The following is a 19,352-nucleotide window of genomic DNA, read 5'->3' as shown; positions in this document are numbered from 1 at the left end:
TCTCACTCCCAGCTTCCAACTCTTAGCTTCTTCAAATTTAGGTGGTGTGGTGGACGCTTTCATCCAGGAAAGGATGATGCACTGGCACCAGAGATGCCTGAGCCAAACGGTTAGTCATCAGAGTCAGGAAAGCACCCAAGAAAATCAGTGCTACGCCTATCTCAATAACAAACCCGTTTCCAGCCTTCATCGTTCCGGGCATGATTGCCAAATAAAAGTCCGACCAATGGCCTACCAGAATGGCAATACTCACGATTTTCATCATAATCATCTGACGCTTCGCATCCCGGGTCATCAGCACCAAGAAGGGGAATACGAAGTTGATGAGCAGGTTGCCGAAGAACATCCAGGTATACTGACCATCAAAGCCACCGAGGCGCTGGTTGAAGTACACCGATTCTTCCGGAAGGTTAGCATACCAGATCAGCATGAACTGCGAGAACCACACGTAGGTCCAGAAGATGCTGAAACCGAACATGAATTTACCTAAGTCGTGCAGATGCCCTTCCTTCACCCACTGCAGGTAGCCGGCTTGTTTCAGCAGGATGGTGCACAGCGTGATGGCAGCCAGACCCGATACCCACCAAGAGGCAAAGATGTACCAGCCGAACATAGTGGAGAACCAGTGCGTGTCAATCGACATTACCCAGTCCCAGGCCGCAATAGGCGATGAAACGGCGAAAATCACCAGAAACAGCGCTGATACATTAATGCTCTTGTGGAAGTACTCCGTACCGCCGTTCAGATCTTCGGCCAGCGACAGGTCGCGCAGACGTTTGGTAAAGAAAGCCCACAGCCCCAGGAAGATGACCATGCGGGCAATGTAGAAGGGCAGATTCAGGAAGCCTGATTTACCAGCAATGATTTCATCATAGTTGGCATTGCCTTTCTCCATAATGCCCGGCAGCGTCCAGTGGAAGATGTCGTGCGTGAAATAGCTGATGCCAAACACCACAATCATAATCACCAAACCCGGAATCAGCCAAGCACTCAGTGCCTCCGCTACGCGCTTAATCAGCACCGACCAGCCGGCATAGGCTACGTATTGAATAGCCACGAACACTGTACCAATAGCGGCGACGCCGGTAAAGAATACATTGTTGTGCCACAAGCTTACAATCAGGCGTTTCAGCCAGGGAGCACTGCCGTGATGTTCAGCAGCACCATGCGCGGCGCCGTGAGCAGCGGCAGCACCTTCGTGATGCGCTGCCCCAATCCCCATCATGGACATAATGATGCCGATTGCCAGCAGAACAACGCCTGCTACGATAATCAACATGAAGTTTTTACGGGTACCCGGCGTAACCTCCAGGTATTCAGCCGTAACGCTTTCTTGATGCGTCAGAGTTGCCATAGAAGTCAGTTAAATAGCCGTTCCGTTGTTTGCTTTGTCCCCCTGACCGGGCGTTTCCGATGCCTTATCGGAGCCCGCCTTCGTGGGGTTTTCTTTCACCTGACCACTGGTCATGGTAGAGTCTGCCGTGGGTACATTGGCGCTTGCGCCACCGGCTTTCACCATGTCAGCCAGCCCATCGGGGCCTTTGCCGAGTTGCAGAGCACGTACATACATGGCAATTTTCCAGCGTTCCTCCGGGTTCACCTGCGAGCCGTGCGGCATCATGCGGTTGCGTCCCCACTGAATCACGTGGTAGATGTGGCCGTCGTTCATCGTTTTGTAGGCACCAGCCGAGTAGTTCGGTACCCCTTTGAACTTCGCCCCTACCGGACCCTGACCGTCGCCCTGCTCACCATGGCAGTGCTGGCAATTGCGTGAGTACAGCACTTTGCCTTCTTCCAGATTCTCCTTGGTATAGGGGAACGGGTTACGCAATGTGGTTTCAGCGGTGGCCACATCGTCTTTGGCAATGTGGGTATAGTAGTTAGCCTTACCGCGGGCCACCGTGCCCACCGCAGGGGTGCGCTCGTTGATGCCCATGGGGTTAACCGTGTTGGCGTTAATCTGGCGCAGTGGGTCGTACGGAATCGATTCGTACATCTCCGGAGCGTACTCCAGGCCGGGGTCATCGGCGCGGTTGCAGGCGGTGGTGAACACCGATGCCAGCAGAACCGCCGACGCTTGCAGAGTTAGTTTCAGCGAATGCGTCATTAGAACTTAGACATTTCTTTTTGGTTCACCTCCGAAGCGCCGTTGTCACGCAGCAGTTGGGTCAGCTTGGTCATATCGGTATTTTCGTTCACCTCAATAGCCACTACAAACTTGTCGTCAGTAGAGCGGACATCCAGCACCGGCGTTTTCCAGCGCGGATAGAGTTTGCTGATGGTATAGAAAGTAATCACCATACCATGACAGCAGAAAAGTACCGTCAACTCGAATGATACCGGAATGAAAGCTGGCAGCGCAATGTGCGGCTTACCACCGATAATCATGGGCCAGTCGAAACCCAGCGTGTAGATCTGCAGCCACAGAGCGAAGCACAGACCCGTCAGGCCAAAGAAGAAGGCCGCAATGGGCAGACGGGAACGTTCGATGCCGAGAGCATCATCCATCCCGTGGATTGGAAACGGCGTGAAAACTTCGTAGATCTTAACGCCCGCTTCGCGGACGTTTTCAACGGCGTGCAGCAGCACGTCTTCGTCGTCGAAGATGCCGAGGGCGAAGCGCTTAGTCATGCTTATCGTAGTTTACAGAGGCCGAGGCCGGAACCCCGTGAGTGGTGGCAGACTGATGAGCGTGGTGGTGCGGGTCGTGACCAGTGTAGGTCGGGCCATTGTCCACCGTGTATTTCAGGACCGACTTCACTTCCGCCATGTTGATTACCGGGAAGAACTTGGCAAACAGCAGGAACAGCGTGAAGAACAGGCCAATGGTACCAACATAGATGCCGATGTCGATAATAGTGGGCGAGAACATAGCCCAGCTCGATGGCAGATAGTCACGGTGCAGGGAGGTTACGATAATCACGAAACGCTCGAACCACATACCGATGTTCACGATAATGGAGAGGATGAACGTCAGCGGAATGCTGTAACGCACCCGACGGAACCACACCAGCTGTGGCGTAATTACGTTGCAGGTCATCATCGACCAGTAAGCCCACCAGTAAGGACCGGTAGCGCGGTTAATGAAGGCGTACTGTTCAAATTCTACGCCCGAGTACCAAGCAATGAAGAACTCCGTGATATAAGCCACACCTACAATCGAGCCCGTAATCATCATGATTTTGTTCATGAGGGCAATGTGCTCGATGGTGATGTAGTCTTCCAGCTTAAACACTACGCGGGTAATGAGCATCAGCGTCAATACCATGGCAAAGCCGGAGAAGATAGCACCAGCTACAAAGTAGGGAGGGAAGATGGTGGTGTGCCAGCCCGGTACTACCGAGGTAGCAAAGTCCATCGATACGATAGTGTGTACCGAGAGTACCAGCGGGGTAGAAACACCGGCCAGAATCAGCGAAACCGTTTCGTAGCGGCTCCAGTGCTTAGCCGAGCCTTTCCAGCCGAAGCTCAGCAGCGAGTAAGCTACTTTAGCGATAGGGCCTTTGGCACGGTCACGGATGGTTGCGAAGTCAGGCACTAGACCCGTGTACCAGAACACCAGCGACACGGAGAAGTAGGTCGAAATAGCAAACACGTCCCACAGCAGCGGCGAGTTAAAGTTTACCCACAGCGAACCAAGCGTGTTTTGCAGGGGAAATACGTAGAAAGCCAACCACGGACGGCCCATGTGCAGTACCGGGAACATGGCGGCGCAGATTACAGCAAAGATGGTCATTGCCTCAGCTGCCCGGTTGATAGAAGTGCGCCACTTCTGGCGGAACAGCAGCAGAACTGCTGAAATCAGCGTACCGGCGTGACCGATACCTACCCACCATACGAAGTTGGTGATGTCCCAGGCCCAGCCTACGGTTTTGTTCAGACCCCATTCACCGATACCATACCAGAGGGTGCGGTATACAGAATAGAAGAATACACCGAGGAGGAAGAGGGCGACGCTCAGGGCGGCCATCCACCGAATATTCGGGGCGGCTTCTACCTGGCGGCACACGTCCTGGGTGACGTCGTGGTACGTTTTCCCCCCGGTAACGAGCGGCTCCCGTACAGGCGATACGTGCTGCATAGTTTTTTGGACTTAAAGGAGTAGTGAGGGAGGGCAATAGTGCAGTGGGCGCTTCTGCCCTCCCCCGTGGCTCTGTTTCTAGGCGTTGAACTCCGACGTTTCCGTGTTACGGATCTTCGTCAGGTACGTGATGTTCGGCTGTACGTTGATGGCGTCAAGCACGTGGAAGGCACGCTCACCATCTTCACGACGCAGCAGTTGCGAGATCCGCGACTCGGGGTCACGCATATCACCGAATACGATGGCCTGCGTGGGGCAGGACTGGGCGCAAGCCGAGACAATCTCGCCATCCTTCGGACGACGCTTCTGTTTCTTGGCTTCCAGTTTACCGAGCTGGATACGCTGCACGCAAAGCGAGCATTTCTCCATCACACCGCGGGCCCGTACCGTTACGTCGGGGTTCAGTACCATGCGGCCCAGGTCGGTGAACATGTGGCCGTTTACGGTTTCGAACTTCTCGTTGGTGTAGTACGAGAACCAGTTGAAGCGACGAACCTTGTAGGGGCAGTTGTTTGCGCAGTAGCGCGTGCCCACGCAACGGTTGTAGGTCATCTGGTTCAGACCTTCCGAGCTGTGGGTGGTAGCCAGTACAGGGCACACCGTTTCGCAAGGAGCGTGGTTGCAGTGCTGACACATCATCGGCTGGAAGATAACCGAGGGATTCTCGGAGGGGTCTTCCATAGCCGCGTAAGTATCGAGCTTGCCTTTGGTCTCGAAGTCGGATTTGTGCGCATCGGAGCTGTAATACCGGTCGATACGCATCCAGTGCATCTCGCGACGGTTGATTACTTCCTGCTTTCCTACTACCGCTACGTTGTTCTCAGCCTGACAACCCACTACGCACGAGCCGCAGCCGATGCAGGAGTTGAGGTCGATGGCCATGCCCCAGTGGTGGTTCTTGTATTCGTAGTCCTGCCACAGCGAAACCTTGTTAGGCTTCTGCAGGCCGTCGGGGGTCGAAATCTTTTCGTATTCCGTTACCTCTTTGGGGTCTTTGATGTACTGCGCCAGCGTAGCTTCCTGCACCACCGGCTTGCGGTCCATGATGGTATGGTGCGTCTGCGTCTGGGCAATGGGCTCCTGCGTGCCGGTAGCTGCCAGCGTTGCCGAAGCAACATAGCTGATAGCATCATTGCGCATCGTCAGTAGCGGCAGTACGTTCTGCCCTAGGTCGTTGCCAACTTTGCCAGCTTTCGTTCGGCCATAGCCGAGAGCAATACCGATGGTACCGGCCGCCTGACCCGGCTGGATCAGAATGGGCAGTTCAACCGATTTGCCGTTTACCGTTACTTTAACCACATCACCCTGCTCCCATTTCTGGGCTACAGCGTAGGCGCGTGGTACAGTTACGTAGTTGCCCCAGGTAGCTTTGGTTACCGGATCGGGCAATTCCTGCAGCCAGGGGTTGTTTGCATCAGCACCGTTGCCAACACCTATTTTTTCATACACGGCTAGCTCAATACCCGAGGGCTTCGGAGCCGATTTGATAGCCGAAATGGCCGCATTTGCATCCAGAGCAGCAGCCGTTTGTGCGGGAGCAGCCGGAGCGGCGGAACCCATAGCTACACCGTCGTGCACTGCCTTATCCCAGGCTTTGTTGAAGTCGCCACCCAGTACACCTTTCCACTGCGTGCGCAGGTAGTTGTAGTACGTGGTGGGGTTACCGGCCCAGGTCAGGAGTGAATCCTGAGCCTGACGCGTGGCAAACAGCGGCGTAATAACCGGCTGAGCCAGGCTCAGATAGCCGCGTTTGGGCTCGTAGTCATTCCACGATTCCAGGAAGTGGTGGTCGGGAGCGGCGTAGGTGCACAGCTCGCCGGTTTCATCCAGACGGTCGTTCAGCGAGATGGTCGTGCGAACTTTGCCGGCTTTCAGCGCAGCCGCCAGATCCGCCCCCATCGGGTGGTCGAATACCGGGTTGGCGTTGTAGAAAATGACAGCACCTACCTGACCTGCGCTGATGGCCTTGAGCAGATTGCTCATTTTGGCATCATCCCCCTGACGAATCATAGAGGGGTTGGCTACGTCAACGGCAGCAGAGGCAAGCTTCTGGTTGATGGCAGCTACCAGCGTCTGGATAGCAGGGTCATTCGAACCAGATACAACCAGACCACGCGAACCAGCTTTAGCCAAGTCAGCAGCAGCCGTTTGAATGCGCTTGTCGGTGTACGAGGAAGCACTGCCGCCACCAACTACCGAGTTATACACGGCCAGCACGGCTTCTCCCAGTTCGGAAGGCTTCAGCGGCACGCGTACGTCGGCGTTGGAGCCGGTCAGCGACATGTTGGTTTCGAACTGATAGTGGCGCGACATGCTACGCTTCTCGCTCGAAACCTTACGGTTGGTTACGTACTGACGGGCAAACTCAACGGGCGACAACCAGGTACCCAGGAAATCAGCACCGAAGCTTACAATAATATCCGCTTTGCTGAAGTCATAGGCAGGTATTACGCCGCCATTAGCACGCAGCAGGCCGGATGCCGAATTCACGTCGTACATCACGTGCTCCGTACCAGCGAAACGACCAGCAAACTCAGCAATTACCTTCTTGGTAGAAGGGCTGATGATGGTGTGCGATACAATAGCCACGCGGCCGGCGCCAGCCAGTGCATTACGCACTTCCTGGTCCAGCTGATCCTTATCGATTTTGGCACCTTTCTTAGCGAAGTGCTGCAGGCGGGCACCATCATACAGGCTCAATACCGAAGCCTGCGCGCGGGCCGACAGACCGCCACGCGTGATGGGCGATTCTGGATTACCTTCCAGCTTAATCGGACGGCCCTCACGGGTTTTCACCAGCACACTGTTATAGTCCTGGCCGTTGAAGAAGGTAGAAGCGTAGAAGTTGGCAATACCCGGATCTACCTCCTCGGGCTTGTTGAGGTAGGGAATAGCCTTTTTAATGGGGGTCTCGCAGCTGGCGAGGGTGGCTGCGGCCAAGCCGAAGCCCATGAGCTTGAGGAAGTCGCGGCGCGGGGCCACCGTGGCATCCGAGGTGCCATGGGATTCCTTCACCGGTAGGAAGTCAGCAAACTCAGTGAGTGCATTCTTCACGAACTCCGGTGAGTTCTCCAGTTCCTCAATTCCCTTCCAGTACTTAGGCGACTCTTGCATCGTGTTTTTGGAACTTAGGGTCTTAGAGACTTAGGGACTTGGATTTGCGGTCCGGTAAGTCGCTAAGTAGGCTGTTTTTAAAGGTAGGTGGGGCCCTGAGCGCCCTGGCTGCTGACAGTAAGATCAGAAACCGAGGCGCCCAAGGCCCTAGCTTACTAGTAGTGGCACTTCGAGCACTCCGTGCCGCCGTTCGACGATACGGTGAACGGTACAGCACCATTCTCCGAGTCGTGCAGCTTCACGAGGTTGTCGTAGTAGCCGTTGCCCTTGGTGTTGAGCGGAGTTTCGCGGTGGCAGTTGATGCACCAGCCCATGGTGAGAGCTGAATACTGATATACCACGTCCATGTTCTGGATGGGGCCGTGGCAGGTCTGGCACTCAATGCCGCCCACCTGCGTGTGCTGCGAGTGGTTGAAGTAAGCCAGATCAGGCAGGTTGTGAATACGAACCCACTGAATCGGCTGCTTACGCTCAATGGCGCGGTAGATTTTCTTGATTTCCGGCGACTCCGTCTTGATCTGCGAGTGGCAGTTCATACAGATGTTCGGCGAGGGAATATTGGCCGATTTGCTCTTGTACACCGAAGTGTGGCAATAGGCGCAGTTGATCTGGTTTTCGCCAGCGTGCAGCTTGTGCGAGAAGGCAATCGGTTGGGTGGGCTGGTAGCCCTGCTGCAGGCCTACACCCATAGCACCCTGGATGGTCTCGTACAATACGGCCAGCACGAATACCGTTCCGACAATACCGCGTACGGCCGTCGACTTGTAGATTTTGGCGAAATCAAAGCGCTGGTCAATCACTTCCAGGTCGCGGCCATCAATGTCCTTCCGGCCACGCAACACATCCTTCATGATGTTGGCGATGATAACCAGCGTTACCACCAGCACAATCAGCACTACCACCAGCACGATGAGCAATACGTTCATCGTTTTGCTGGAACCAGCTTCGTCACCGGCAGCAGCAGCCGTACCGTCTACAGCAGCTTGGTCGCCGCTTTTAGCGTTCAGGTCAGTCTTCTGACCTTGCTTGCCTTCTTCTGACGTGATGTAAGCGACAATCGAAGTGATTTCCGCATCCGACAGCTGGAAGCTGGGCATCTGCTGCTTCTGGTACTGGTTGAACAGCTTCACGGCATATTCGTCGCCGCTGGCTACCAACTTGCTGGAATTCTTCACCCATGGAATAATCCAGGACATGGGGCGGCGCTTGGTAATGCCACCCAGAGCCGGACCAACTACTACGTCGTTCACGGCGTGGCACTGGGCGCAGTTGCCTTTGAATAAAGCGTCGCCAGCGGCAATGGCAGCAGCGTCACCAGCGGGGGCGCCAGCTGCGGCGGCGGGGGCAGCGGCCGCCGTAGCGCCGGGTGCCACGCCTGCTTTGCTCGGGTCGGTCGCAGTTCCCTGAGCAAAGGAAGAACCTACGCTGGCAAAGAACAGAGACAGAGCGAGAAAGAGGCGGGAAAGGGGTCGTAGTCGGATGCTATCCATAGCACAATTTGACTGGAAAAAAGAAACGCGGGGGTGCTTCAAGGCCACAAATGTAGGTCGGGAAACCCAGAGAACAAACCAGCCCGGGCTAATTTTCGCCCTATTCGGAAAGCTTAGAAACATTCTAAGAACCGATAAGTGGCTGCGCAGAATACCAAATGCTATTCGTCGCCCAGCCAGTAAGTCCTCCTCTTCTACCTCCTTATTAATTAGGGAATACAGCAGTACTTGCTCTATTCAGAATAGATGACAACCAACCCGCCGATTAGTTTTAGGTTTGATAGTCAATTTCTTACCAACCTGAGTTTTCTACAAAAAGACGGGTTGAGCAGTAGTAGGTGCGGTAAATTCCGTTATCTTTGCCCCTCATTTAGTTTTTCACATCAATTTCACCCCGTCGTAATGGCAGTAAGAAATTACGAGACGGTCTTCATTCTGACTCCCGTGCTGAACGAGAGCCAAGTGCAAGAGACGGTCGAGAAGTTCTCGCAGGTGCTTAAGGAAAATAGCGCCGACATCATCAACACTGAAGCTTGGGGCCTCAAGAAACTGGCGTACCCGATTCAGAAGAAAAACACTGGCTACTACTTCCTCGTGGAGTTCACCGGTGAAGGTAACGTGGTAGACACGCTGGAACTCGCGTTCCGTCGTGACGAGCGGGTTATCCGTTTCCTCACTACTGTACTGGACAAGCACGCCGTGGCCTACGGTGCGCGTCGTCGTAAAGGCGAGATGAACCAGCAGAAAGTTAAACAATCGGAAGCCGTAGCCCAATAAGTATCATGAGCCTCGCCAACGAAAAGATCCACAAGCAGGATACCCGCAAAAAGTACTGCCGCTTCCAGAAGAACGGTATTAAGTACGTTGATTACAAAGACCCGAACTTCCTGCTGAAGTTCGTGAACGAGCAGGGTCGCATCCTGCCCCGTCGTATTACCGGCACCAGCCTGAAGTTTCAGCGCAAAGTGGCCCAGGCCGTAGCAAAAGCTCGTCACCTGGCCCTGATGCCCTACGTAACCGACTCTTTGAAATAAGTTTCTAGTTGCTGGTTGCTAGTTGCTGGTTGATGCTCATTGACATTCTGCCAATAACTAAAAACCAGAAACCAGAAACCAGAAACTAATTTTCGACATGGAAGTAATTCTGAAAGACGACGTTAAAGGCCTGGGTTACAAGAACGACATCGTTGCTGTAAAGCCCGGCTACGGCCGTAACTATCTGCTCCCGCAGGGTCTGGCCGTTCTGGCCGACAAGACCAACAAGAAAATCGTAGCTGAAAACGTACGCCAGGCAGCCCACAAAGCTGACAAAATCAAAGGCGACGCGCAGGCTGTTGCCGACCAGATTGGCGACATGGTGCTGGAAATTCCGGCTAAAGTAGGTGAGAGCGGCAAAATCTTCGGCCGTGTAACCACGCTGCAGCTGGCTGACGCCCTGAAAGCAAAAGGTGTTGAAGTTGACCGCAAGCGTCTGTCGTTCGACTCGGAGCCCGGCTCCGTTGGCGAATACACTGCTACGGCTGACCTGCACCGCGAAGTGAAGCACAAAGTGCGCTTCAACGTAGTGGCAGAATAAGTTATCTGCCGCTTAGTTTACTATAAACGCCCGGTTGCGCAAGCAGCCGGGCGTTTTGCTTCTGCTTGTTGCCGCCGATGCGCGAGAAGCTGCCGACTATTCGTGACCTTTGTCCGTACAATCAGCGGCCAGGATCTGGCATGCTGAACCGATATTCTCTTACGGGGCCTCTACCTCGCGTCTGCCAGGCGCGCGCCCGCGTAACCTGCCATTGTTTGGCTGAACGCGGGATGTTAAGTAGGTTGCCCATCCGTTGGCCCGGTCCGGGCCGTATTACTTGCAATGTTTCGCACTGAACTACCGCTTACGCCTCATCCCCAACAACTGCCGCATTCTGCGCGGGTGTTGACGATTGGCTCCTGCTTTTCGGACTCCATCGGCTCCCGCCTGCGCGAGTTTAAGGTGGCGACCATGGCCAATCCATTCGGTACCGTTTTCAACCCTATTTCCGTATGCCGGCTACTTCGGGCCGCCGCCGGGGAAGACATAGATTGGCAACAGCACGTGGTAGAAGCCCGGGGCCGCTGGCAGAGCTACGACCTGCATGCTGAAATTGGCGCAGACTCCCCCGTTGAACTGCTCCAGCACATTCAGACGCTGACGCGCGAAGTAGGCGTATTTCTGGCTACGGCCGACGCCGTGGTGCTGACGCTCGGTTCTGCCTTCGCCTACCGCTTGCGCGAAACTGACGAAATCGTCAGCAACTGCCACAAGGTACCGGCTGACAGGTTCGATAAGGAGCTGCTGACGGCCGATGATATTATTGCGGCAGTAGCGGAAACGCACGCGTATCTGCGGCGCATTAACCCTAGGCTGCGCTTTATTCTGACGGTAAGTCCGGTACGGCACCTGAAGGATACGCTGGTCCTGAACTCGGCCAGCAAATCGATGCTACGGGTTGCCTGCCACTACCTGAGCGAGCTGCTGCCCGACGTTACATATTTCCCGGCCTACGAGCTGTTGCTGGATGATTTGCGCGACTACCGCTTTTACGCGGCCGATATGCTGCACCCATCCGATGTAGCCGAGAACTACATCTGGGAGCGGTTTACCCGCACGTATTTTGACGCTGCTTTCGGGCGGTTTAAGAAGGAATGGGAAGGAATTCGGCAGGCGCTGGGACACCGGCCCCTGTATGCATCCGCCCCCGAACACCGCCAGTTTCTGGAAAGCACGCTGGAGCGCCTGCGTCGGTTGGAGAAACAGGCCGATGTACGCATGGAAGTGCTACATCTGGAGCGTGAAATTGCTGCCTTGCCCTTACCTCCTCCCCCATCTGAGCCGGAACCGGAGGAAGACGATGACGAGGAGCGCATCGACATCGGTGAAGATGCAGTAACCGTACCGTCGCAGGCCACGCTTACTCGCCATGGGCAGGGAATTCTGCTGGAAAGCGACGACGAAGCAGAAGAGGAAGAAGCAGAAGAATCGGCAGAGGCAGCATACGACCATGCCTACACGGCCGGTTTGGCCGACGAAGAGGAAAGTCCGGAAGAAACCGCAGAGGCATCTGCTGAAGACCCGGTACGCCGGAAAAAGCGTCGCTCACGCGGCGGTGCCAAGCGCACTAAGCGGAAGCATGCCCGTCTGGCCGCCGAAGCTGCTGCCACTGAAGCTCCCGAGCAGGCTACTACCGTTGAAGAGCAGCCTCCTGCACCGGCCATTGATGAGTTTATCCCGGCTTCCGACATTGTTTATATTCAGGAAGAAGCATTGCGCCAGCCTACACCTGCGGTAGCAGAACAGCCGGCGGAGGAAGTGGATACCGCGGAAACATCTGATACAGCACGCGAAGAAACAGGACGCCGCAGCCGCAATAACCGTCGCAACAAACGGGAGCGGCCGGCGCGCACTGAAGGGCGGTCGGGTCGGCAGCCGCTGTACAGTCCGCAAGCGGAACACGAGCCTGAATCCAGTGACTCCCGCATTGCGGCTGATGAAGTGGCAGCCGCAGTTCCTGCTCAATCGGAGTCACAACCGCCAGTAGTAACTGAGGAAACTCAATCGGCCGAAGCTCAATCAGTGCCGGAAACGCAACCCGCATCGGACACCCCAACCCCGACGGCACGGCCTAAAAAGGCTCCGGCCAGCCGAAGCAGAAGCCGTAAGAAAGGAAACCCAACCGAACCGGAACAGGCTACTCTTCCTACGCCGGCCACAACGGAGCCCACAGCACCGGTGGTTGAAGCAACGCAACCAATCCTTACTCCGGCTCCTACGCCCAAAGCCCGCGCACGGCGCAAACCGGCAGCAGTAGCGGTACCGGCTTCAGCTCCGGAACCACAGGCAGAGCCGGAAGTGGCAGCTCCGGCGAAAAAGGCACCAGCCCGGAAACGGCCCGCCAGAAAGGCTGCACCAGCAACGGGGGTAGAAACAGCAACACCGACATCGACGGTAGTGCCTCCGGCAGCACCGGCGGTAGTTACTACCCCGGAAGTGCCCGTAGCGGCCCCTAAGCGCAAGCCCCGGCCGCCGCGTCGCAAGCCGGCCACGGATGCCCCGACCACCGAAAACAGCTAAAGAGAAAACCCGGCCCCTGGTGGCCGGGTTTTCTCTTTAGCGGGTGCGTGGCGGGTGCTAGAAGAACCGCAGCACCGTATCTTTACTGACCGGGGCCAGCCGTCGGCCGGGCGGTTATCCTGCTATACTCTGCTCACGCCAACCCCGGTTTTTACTGCTTTAAACTGGAAGAAGCCTGTGCTTCTTCGTCTCTGCCTTTGAGCCTCACGTTTGATTTTGTGCAGCCCCAGCCCGAACCGGCCGCTGACCGCTTAACGCTGTTTGCGGACGTGATTCTGCCCCTGCCGCTGCCCAAGCTATATACTTACCGCGTCCCCTTTGAGCTGAACGACCAAGTGGTGGTGGGCGGACGCGTGATTGTGCAGTTCGGGGCCAAGAAAACCCTGAGCTGCATTGTAGCCGCCGTACACGAGAATCCGCCTAAGGAATACCAGGCCAAGTACATTCTGGAGTTCATCGACGATGCGCCGGTAGTGACCCAGCCCCAGCTGAAGCTGTTTCGGTGGATGGCCGATTACTACCTCTGTACGCTGGGTGAAGTCATCAATGCGGCCCTGCCTTCGGCCCTCAAGCTCAGTTCCGAAAGCCGGGTGCAGCTTCATCCAGCCTTTGAGGCGGAAACCAACCCCTACCCGCTCAGTGAGCAGGAGCAGAAAGTGGTGGATGCACTGAGCACCGGCGAGGAAGGCAAATCCATGACGTTCACGGAAGTGGGCGAACTGCTGGGTATTGCGTCCTTTCACAAGTACATCAAGTCCCTGATGCAGAAGGACGTGGTGTTTCTGTTTGAGCATCTGCAGGATAAATACTCGCCCAAGGTGGTGAAGAAAGTGCGGCTGGCGCACCAGTACATTGCGGAGGCGGCGCTGGAACAGCTGTTTGCGCAGCTGGCCACCAAGGCCAAGCAACTGGATGTGCTGATGCGCTATCTGCAAAAGGTGCCGGTCTATCAAAACGAATTCGCCAACCACCGGGGCATTGAGAAGGCCTACCTGACGTCGGCCCCGCACCTCTCCCCTTCGGCCGTCAATACGCTCATCAAAAACGGGGTGCTGGAGCAGTTCGACCAGATTGTGTCGCGCTTTCCGCTGGATGAGGACGATGCCGAGGCCAAAATCCATTTTACCCTGAGTGAGGCCCAGCAGGAAGCCCGGGAGGACATCATGCGCCAGTTTCAGGACAAGGATATTGTGCTGCTGCACGGCGTAACGGGCGCGGGCAAAACCGAAATCTACATCGACCTGATCAAGCAGGCTTTGGACGGCGGCGGGCAGGTGCTGTACCTGCTGCCCGAAATTGCCCTTACTGCCCAGATTGTCACCCGGCTGATGCGCGTATTCGGCTCCCGGCTGGGCGTCTATCACTCCAAATTCTCCGACAATGAGCGGGTGGAAGTGTGGAATGGGGTGCTGTCGGGGCGGTTCCAGGTGGTGGTGGGCGTACGCTCCGCCGTGTTCCTGCCCTTCGATAACCTGGCGCTGGTGATTGTGGACGAGGAACATGAATCCAGCTACAAGCAGTACGACCCGGCCCCGCGCTACAATGCCCGCGAGGTGGCCCTGATGATGGCCAACTTCCAGGGAGCCAAGACCCTGCTGGGCTCGGCAACGCCCGCCGTGGAAACCTACTACCAGACGCGTACCGGCCGCTACGGCCTGGTTTCCCTGACCAAGCGGTTTGGGGAGGCGGGCTTACCGGAAGTGGAGCTGGTGGATACCCGCAAAAGCCGGGAGCAGAAAACCATGCTCAACCACTTCACGCCCGAGCTGATGCAGGCCATGGAGAGCAAGCTGGCCCAAAAGGAGCAGGTGATTCTATTTCAGAACCGGCGCGGGTATGCCCCATTCATCAACTGCCTCGACTGCGGCTGGATACCCAAGTGCCAGAGCTGCGCCGTGAGCCTCAGCTACCACAAGCACAGCCACGAGCTGCGCTGCCACTACTGCGGCTACCACGAGCGAATGTACGTGCAGTGCCCGGCCTGCGGCTCCCGCAACGTGAAAACCGTGGGCTTCGGCACTGAGAAGCTGGAAGACGACCTGAAGGTAATGCTGCCCCAAGCCAACGTGCAGCGCATGGACCTGGATACCACCCGCGCCAAAAACGCCTATCAGCAGATTATTTCTGACTTTGAGAAGCAGAACACCAATGTGCTGGTGGGCACCCAGATGGTGACCAAGGGCCTCGATTTCGCCAACGTGAGCTTAGTGGGCATCATCAATGCCGACAGCATCATTCACTACCCCGATTTCCGGGCGCACGAGCGGGCTTTCCAAATGTTTGTGCAGGTAAGTGGCCGGGCTGGGCGCAAAGGCAAGAAGGGCCGCGTAATTATCCAGACCGGTGACCCGGAGCAGGTAATCTTCGATAAGGTAATCCGCAACGACTACCTGGAGTTTTACGAGTACGAGATTCTGCAGCGGCGCGAGCATGGCTACCCGCCATTCATGCGCATCATCCGGCTCACGGTGAAGCACATGGATGCGGTGGTGGGTGAGCGGGCTGCCATTCTACTCACCCAGGAACTGGTGGATCGGCTGGGCCGGGAAGCCGTACTGGGGCCGGAAGCACCTTACATTTTCCGCATCCGCAACTTCTACCTCCAGGAAATAACCATCAAGCTCAGCCGGGAGCACACCGTGCTACGTGCCGCCAAAGCTGATATTCTGGAAGCCATGAATGTGGTGCGCGACCAGAAGGAGTTCAAGCAGGTGCGCCTGGCCGCCGACGTGGACCCGATGTAGTGCTAAGCTGCTAAAAATCTACTTCCCCAAGCAGAATCGAAACCAGTCCGATAACTAAGCATATAAGCCCGATGGGCACTAATAAAAAGGCCAGAAAGCTAGGTATCACTAGTGACGACATACATAGGGCACCTAGTAAAACCAGCACCAATCCTCCCGTGCTACGCTTATTGGCTGGCTTTTGATCAACTGCCGGGGAAGCTCCCGGTGCAGGGGCCTCGGCGGCTTTGCGGGCCTGGCGTAACTGGCGCAAACGGCCGTTTTTCCCTTGGAAGAACAGTAGTGGAATGCCTAAACCCAGCAATACCAACCCATAAAATCCCAACACCAGATTCCGGAGCCCGCCGTATTCCGTCTTCGGAGGCTCAGATGTCGCTCCGGCAATCAAGAAGCCAATACCAGCGGCGGAGATAACGCCACCCATAGCATTTACGATTGTTGTAGCCTTATCAGCAGGCTTCCTGGCAGCTACCGCCACCCGACTATCAACTGGGTAACCTATCAACGTATCGGGGCCGTTAATAATGAGCGTTGGCTGTGGTGTTTTTGCTTTTCTGGCAGCCGTGCGGGAAGTATCAGCGGCCACTATAACTGGTTTACGTACTGCCTTTATTATAGTAGGCGCAACCCGTTTTTCGGGGTGGGGTACTACAGTTCTGCGTACTACAGCCGTCGTATTAGGGTGCGGAGGGGGTACTATGTGCGTAGCATATTCCCGCACTGCCGGCAGATATGCCGGAACCCGGGTACTCTGGCAGGCGCTTAGCCACAGACTGCACAATACCACCAATAACTGTCGTGTATTCATCCGGGAAAGTGAATAAGTAGATATACCTCTTAAATCTGACACGCTTAGTGACTCAGCAATATAGATTTTTAGCCATAAAAAAACGTCCTGACTTACACCAGGACGTTTTTTTAATTAAGAAAGCTGCGGGAGCTTATACTTCGTCGAGCAGGCCCAGAACGATGAATACAATACCGATAATGGCAATAACAGTACCCAGAATCGGAATAATCAGACCTACCAGGATACCTACCAGCAGCAAAACGATACCCAGCTTGATATTGCGGCTGATGGCGTTGGCGTCCTCCTCAGAAGCAGCTTCTGACTTTTTGCTAACCTGCGCCTTGGCGGTCAGTTTGTTGGCCTTCTTTGTCAGCTTGGCTACCAGGGCCTTCTGAGCAAAGTTGAGTTTGGGGGCTTTGGCTACGGCAGCCGTTTTTTCGGCTTTGGCAGGAGCAGCAGCAACGGCGGCTTTCTCAGCGGCTACGGGCGCAGCGGCGGGCGTTACGGCCGGAGCAGCAGCCTCAGCCTGTGGCGTGGTGGGCGTAGCAACTGCTACCTCATTGGCTGTCGGAGCCGGCGTTACCGTTACCGCGCGTTGCGTACCATGGTAAGCCGACGACGTTTTGGGCAACATGGCGTATTCAGCACGGTTGCAGCTAGTGAGGGCCACAGCTACGGCAGCAACGGCCGTAAGCTTGTGCAGGATTCCGGACAGGTGTTTCATAGGAGAAAGAGTTGGTGAAGAGAATGGAAACAGGGCTTTGTACGGACGAATGTAGAAGAAAGACAACAAAAAAATGGCTTTTCGCTATGTATTACTGACTTTCTGCTACTTATGCTGCACAAAAAGGTGTTCAGAGCATGCTCGGCACTGGTTTGATGCGTAGCCGAACGCTTCCAAGCGGATGAATGTTGAGACTGCACCATTACTTTGCATTGTGCATATGCCCTTTCCGAAAAAGTCGTTGCTGCAGATTGGCGCAGCCGGGTTACTGGCAGGTCCCCTGGCTTGTACGCAGCCGCTTACCGAGAGTACTGCCGCTCAGCTTACTGAGGAGCGCCGCCAGGCTTTACCCGACTCCAGCGGATATGAGCACCGCGCGCCGCAGGATCTGAATGGAATTGGCAAGTATTATCTAGGCCGGCAAATTGCCCATGTGATGGGCCACGAGGGCGCGGCTTGGCTGGAGCGCTCTGACCGCCAGCAGGAAGAAGGAACCGATATTCTGCTGCGGGAACTGCACCTCAAGCCCACTGATGTAGTAGCTGATATCGGCGCGGGCACGGGTTTCTTTACGTTCCGAATCAGTCCGTTGGTACCGCAGGGCAAAGTGCTGGCCGTGGATATTCAGCCCGAGATGCTGACAGTTCTGCGGGAAACCAAGGGCCGCCTGCATGCCAATAACGTAGTGCCCGTGCGCGGCACTACTGATAACCCTAACCTGCCCGAAAAAGGAGTGGATCTGGTGCTAGTGGTGGATGCGTATCATGAGTTCGACCATCCGCGGGAAATGATGCGCTCCATCCGGAACTCACTGACGCCCAGTGGCCGCGTAGCCCTGGTCGAGTACCGGGCCGAAGACCCCAAAGTGCCGGTGAAGCGCATTCATAAGATGAGTATAGCCCAAGCCCGGCGCGAAATGGCCGCCATAGGCCTACGCCTCACCGATTCCATCGAGTCGTTGCCGCAGCAGCACCTGCTTATTTTCCGGCGCTGATACTGCGGCACCCTGTCGGCCGGGGCAGTACCTTTGCAGCGTATGTCTGCTTCTGCTTCTAACCCCCGCCAGCTTTCCATTCACGACTTCACGTATCAGTTGCCGCCGGAGCGCATTGCCCCGGAGCCGCTGCCAGCGCGCGACCAGTCGAAACTGCTCCTGTACCAGCAAGGTGCCATCAGTGACAGGTCGTTTCAGGAATTACCCGGGCTTTTACCCTCCGACAGCCTGTTGGTATTCAATGACACCAAAGTAGTGCGGGCCCGCCTGTTTGCCCGGCGGCCTACCGGCGGCATTGTGGAGCTGTTTTGTCTGGAGCCCGTTGCGCCGCACACTGCCATTGAGCCCGCTATGCAGCAAACCGGCAACTGCGTATGGAAGTGTTTGGTGGGCAATGGCAAACGCTGGAAGGAAGGTCAGATTACGCTGGAGTTTGAGGCGCAGGGCCAGCCCGCCTTGCTTACTGCGGAGCGCGTGGAGCAGCGGGAAGGCTACGCACTTATTCAATTTAACTGGCAGCCCGCCCAGTTGTCGTTTGCGGAAGTGCTGCGCGGTGCCGGACATTTACCACTACCCCCTTACCTGAACCGCGCCGATACAGATGTGGACGCCATTCGGTATCAGACTGTATATGCCGCGCACGAAGGAGCCGTAGCCGCGCCTACTGCCGGCCTGCACTTCTCGGATGCGGTACTGGCGGATCTGGAGGCGCGCCGGATTGCCTCAACCCGTGTAACTCTGCACGTGGGGGCCGGCACCTTCCAACCCGTAAAGGCCGAGTCCATGGATGGGCACGATATGCACGGCGAAGCCATCAGCGTAACGGCCGACACCCTGCGCCATTTGCTCACTCACCTTCCTGCCCCTATCATTCCGGTGGGTACTACCAGTCTGCGCACGTTAGAGAGTCTGTACTGGCTGGGGGCGCGCCTGGTGCAGCAGCCGCAGGCAGCCAACTGGCACGTAAGCCAATGGCAGCCTTATGAGGAACAGCCGGAAGTATCCGCTGCTGATGCCATTCGGGCGCTGCTGCATCATCTGGAAACCACCGGCACCGAGGCACTACAGGCCACTACCCAACTGCTCATTGCGCCAGGCTACCAATTCCGGCTGGTGCGGGGACTGGTTACCAACTTTCATCAGCCGGAAAGCACCCTGCTACTGTTGGTGGCCGCGTTGATCGGGCCCGACTGGCGGCGGGTATATGAGCATGCCCTGGCCCACGACTATCGGTTTCTGAGCTACGGGGATTCCTCGTTATTGCTACCCTGAGACAGATTTTTACGCAGGAAACCGGTTCCGCACAACTATTTTGGGCCG

Annotated in this window: 15 protein-coding genes; 7 read left to right on the top strand and 8 right to left on the bottom strand. The window is 56.1% G+C overall.

Annotation, left to right across the window (positions count from 1 at the left end; translation table 11 throughout):
* Nucleotides 1-37: 37 nt before the first annotated feature.
* The 6 genes from EI291_RS14045 to EI291_RS14020 all read right to left on the bottom strand — a co-directional run bounded on the left by EI291_RS14045 (nucleotide 38) and on the right by EI291_RS14020 (nucleotide 8,685).
* Complete coding sequence (locus EI291_RS14045) at nucleotides 38-1,354, bottom strand: quinol:cytochrome C oxidoreductase (protein ID WP_125421012.1); 1,317 nt, start codon at nucleotides 1,352-1,354, stop codon at nucleotides 38-40.
* 9 nt (nucleotides 1,355-1,363) lie between these two features.
* Nucleotides 1,364-2,107 carry a c-type cytochrome gene (locus EI291_RS14040; protein ID WP_125421009.1) on the bottom strand — a complete coding sequence of 248 codons (744 nt, stop codon included), beginning with the start codon at nucleotides 2,105-2,107 and terminating at the stop codon, nucleotides 1,364-1,366.
* Nucleotides 2,107-2,631: a DUF3341 domain-containing protein gene (locus tag EI291_RS14035; RefSeq protein WP_044002828.1), complete on the bottom strand. Its 525-nt coding sequence runs from the start codon at nucleotides 2,629-2,631 to the stop codon at nucleotides 2,107-2,109. Before EI291_RS14035 ends, EI291_RS14040 begins: the two co-directional genes overlap by 1 nt.
* Nucleotides 2,624-4,081, bottom strand: a complete 1,458-nt coding sequence (nrfD, locus tag EI291_RS14030) for an NrfD/PsrC family molybdoenzyme membrane anchor subunit (protein WP_240635553.1) — start codon at nucleotides 4,079-4,081, stop codon at nucleotides 2,624-2,626. The genes EI291_RS14035 and nrfD overlap by 8 nt, the downstream gene beginning before the upstream one ends.
* A 78-nt stretch (nucleotides 4,082-4,159) precedes the next feature.
* Nucleotides 4,160-7,195: a TAT-variant-translocated molybdopterin oxidoreductase gene (locus EI291_RS14025; protein WP_125421006.1), complete on the bottom strand. Its 3,036-nt coding sequence runs from the start codon at nucleotides 7,193-7,195 to the stop codon at nucleotides 4,160-4,162.
* Nucleotides 7,196-7,350: 155 nt separating this feature from the next.
* Nucleotides 7,351-8,685, bottom strand: a complete 1,335-nt coding sequence (locus EI291_RS14020) for a cytochrome c3 family protein (protein WP_125421003.1) — start codon at nucleotides 8,683-8,685, stop codon at nucleotides 7,351-7,353.
* A gap of 402 nt (nucleotides 8,686-9,087) precedes the next feature.
* Between EI291_RS14020 and rpsF the strand changes: the two genes are divergently transcribed.
* The 5 genes from rpsF (at nucleotide 9,088) to priA (ending at nucleotide 15,524) form a co-directional block, all read left to right on the top strand.
* Nucleotides 9,088-9,462, top strand: a complete 375-nt coding sequence (gene rpsF / locus EI291_RS14015) for a 30S ribosomal protein S6 (RefSeq protein ID WP_125421248.1) — start codon at nucleotides 9,088-9,090, stop codon at nucleotides 9,460-9,462.
* 5 nt (nucleotides 9,463-9,467) lie between these two features.
* Entirely contained in the window at nucleotides 9,468-9,719 is a 252-nt protein-coding gene (gene rpsR / locus EI291_RS14010) for a 30S ribosomal protein S18 (protein ID WP_044002832.1), read from the top strand.
* A gap of 97 nt (nucleotides 9,720-9,816) precedes the next feature.
* On the top strand, nucleotides 9,817-10,260 hold the full coding sequence (gene rplI, locus EI291_RS14005; protein WP_125420999.1) for a 50S ribosomal protein L9: 444 nt from the start codon (nucleotides 9,817-9,819) through the stop codon (nucleotides 10,258-10,260).
* Nucleotides 10,261-10,542: 282 nt separating this feature from the next.
* Nucleotides 10,543-12,780, top strand: coding sequence for a GSCFA domain-containing protein (locus tag EI291_RS14000; protein WP_125420996.1), 2,238 nt, complete (start codon nucleotides 10,543-10,545; stop codon nucleotides 12,778-12,780).
* Between the two features lie 197 nt (nucleotides 12,781-12,977).
* Complete coding sequence (priA, locus tag EI291_RS13995) at nucleotides 12,978-15,524, top strand: replication restart helicase PriA (RefSeq protein WP_125420993.1); 2,547 nt, start codon at nucleotides 12,978-12,980, stop codon at nucleotides 15,522-15,524.
* Between the two features lie 10 nt (nucleotides 15,525-15,534).
* Here the strand turns inward: priA and EI291_RS13990 are convergent, their stop codons facing one another.
* Nucleotides 15,535-16,110 carry a hypothetical protein gene (locus EI291_RS13990; protein ID WP_125420990.1) on the bottom strand — a complete coding sequence of 192 codons (576 nt, stop codon included), beginning with the start codon at nucleotides 16,108-16,110 and terminating at the stop codon, nucleotides 15,535-15,537.
* A gap of 355 nt (nucleotides 16,111-16,465) precedes the next feature.
* A complete protein-coding gene (locus EI291_RS13985; protein ID WP_125420987.1) occupies nucleotides 16,466-17,038 on the bottom strand; it encodes a hypothetical protein in 573 nt (190 codons plus the stop codon).
* Between the two features lie 220 nt (nucleotides 17,039-17,258).
* Between EI291_RS13985 and EI291_RS13980 the strand changes: the two genes are divergently transcribed.
* Together EI291_RS13980 and EI291_RS13975 are read left to right on the top strand one after the other, a co-directional pair.
* Entirely contained in the window at nucleotides 17,259-18,032 is a 774-nt protein-coding gene (locus tag EI291_RS13980) for a class I SAM-dependent methyltransferase (RefSeq protein WP_125420984.1), read from the top strand.
* A gap of 42 nt (nucleotides 18,033-18,074) precedes the next feature.
* Nucleotides 18,075-19,304, top strand: coding sequence for an S-adenosylmethionine:tRNA ribosyltransferase-isomerase (locus EI291_RS13975; protein WP_125420981.1), 1,230 nt, complete (start codon nucleotides 18,075-18,077; stop codon nucleotides 19,302-19,304).
* Nucleotides 19,305-19,352 lie beyond the last annotated feature (48 nt).

The organism is Hymenobacter rigui, from assembly GCF_003944715.1.
GTDB classification, from domain to species: domain Bacteria; phylum Bacteroidota; class Bacteroidia; order Cytophagales; family Hymenobacteraceae; genus Hymenobacter; species Hymenobacter rigui.
This window is presented reverse-complemented; position numbering and strand designations above follow the sequence as displayed.

What these genes read in the sequence shown, in the direction of transcription:
- EI291_RS14040 (WP_125421009.1), bottom strand. Translation starts at nt 2,107, where the DNA reads ATGACGCATTCGCTGAAACTAACTCTGCAAGCGTCGGCGGTTCTGCTG.
- EI291_RS14020 (WP_125421003.1), bottom strand. Translation starts at nt 8,685, where the DNA reads ATGGATAGCATCCGACTACGACCCCTTTCCCGCCTCTTTCTCGCTCTG.
- rpsR (WP_044002832.1), top strand. Translation starts at nt 9,468, where the DNA reads ATGAGCCTCGCCAACGAAAAGATCCACAAGCAGGATACCCGCAAAAAG.
- EI291_RS14035 (WP_044002828.1), bottom strand. Translation starts at nt 2,631, where the DNA reads ATGACTAAGCGCTTCGCCCTCGGCATCTTCGACGACGAAGACGTGCTG.
- EI291_RS14000 (WP_125420996.1), top strand. Translation starts at nt 10,543, where the DNA reads ATGTTTCGCACTGAACTACCGCTTACGCCTCATCCCCAACAACTGCCG.
- EI291_RS13985 (WP_125420987.1), bottom strand. Translation starts at nt 17,038, where the DNA reads ATGAAACACCTGTCCGGAATCCTGCACAAGCTTACGGCCGTTGCTGCC.
- EI291_RS14045 (WP_125421012.1), bottom strand. Translation starts at nt 1,354, where the DNA reads ATGGCAACTCTGACGCATCAAGAAAGCGTTACGGCTGAATACCTGGAG.
- rpsF (WP_125421248.1), top strand. Translation starts at nt 9,088, where the DNA reads ATGGCAGTAAGAAATTACGAGACGGTCTTCATTCTGACTCCCGTGCTG.
- EI291_RS13975 (WP_125420981.1), top strand. Translation starts at nt 18,075, where the DNA reads ATGTCTGCTTCTGCTTCTAACCCCCGCCAGCTTTCCATTCACGACTTC.
- EI291_RS13980 (WP_125420984.1), top strand. Translation starts at nt 17,259, where the DNA reads ATGCCCTTTCCGAAAAAGTCGTTGCTGCAGATTGGCGCAGCCGGGTTA.
- rplI (WP_125420999.1), top strand. Translation starts at nt 9,817, where the DNA reads ATGGAAGTAATTCTGAAAGACGACGTTAAAGGCCTGGGTTACAAGAAC.
- EI291_RS14025 (WP_125421006.1), bottom strand. Translation starts at nt 7,195, where the DNA reads ATGCAAGAGTCGCCTAAGTACTGGAAGGGAATTGAGGAACTGGAGAAC.
- nrfD (WP_240635553.1), bottom strand. Translation starts at nt 4,081, where the DNA reads ATGCAGCACGTATCGCCTGTACGGGAGCCGCTCGTTACCGGGGGGAAA.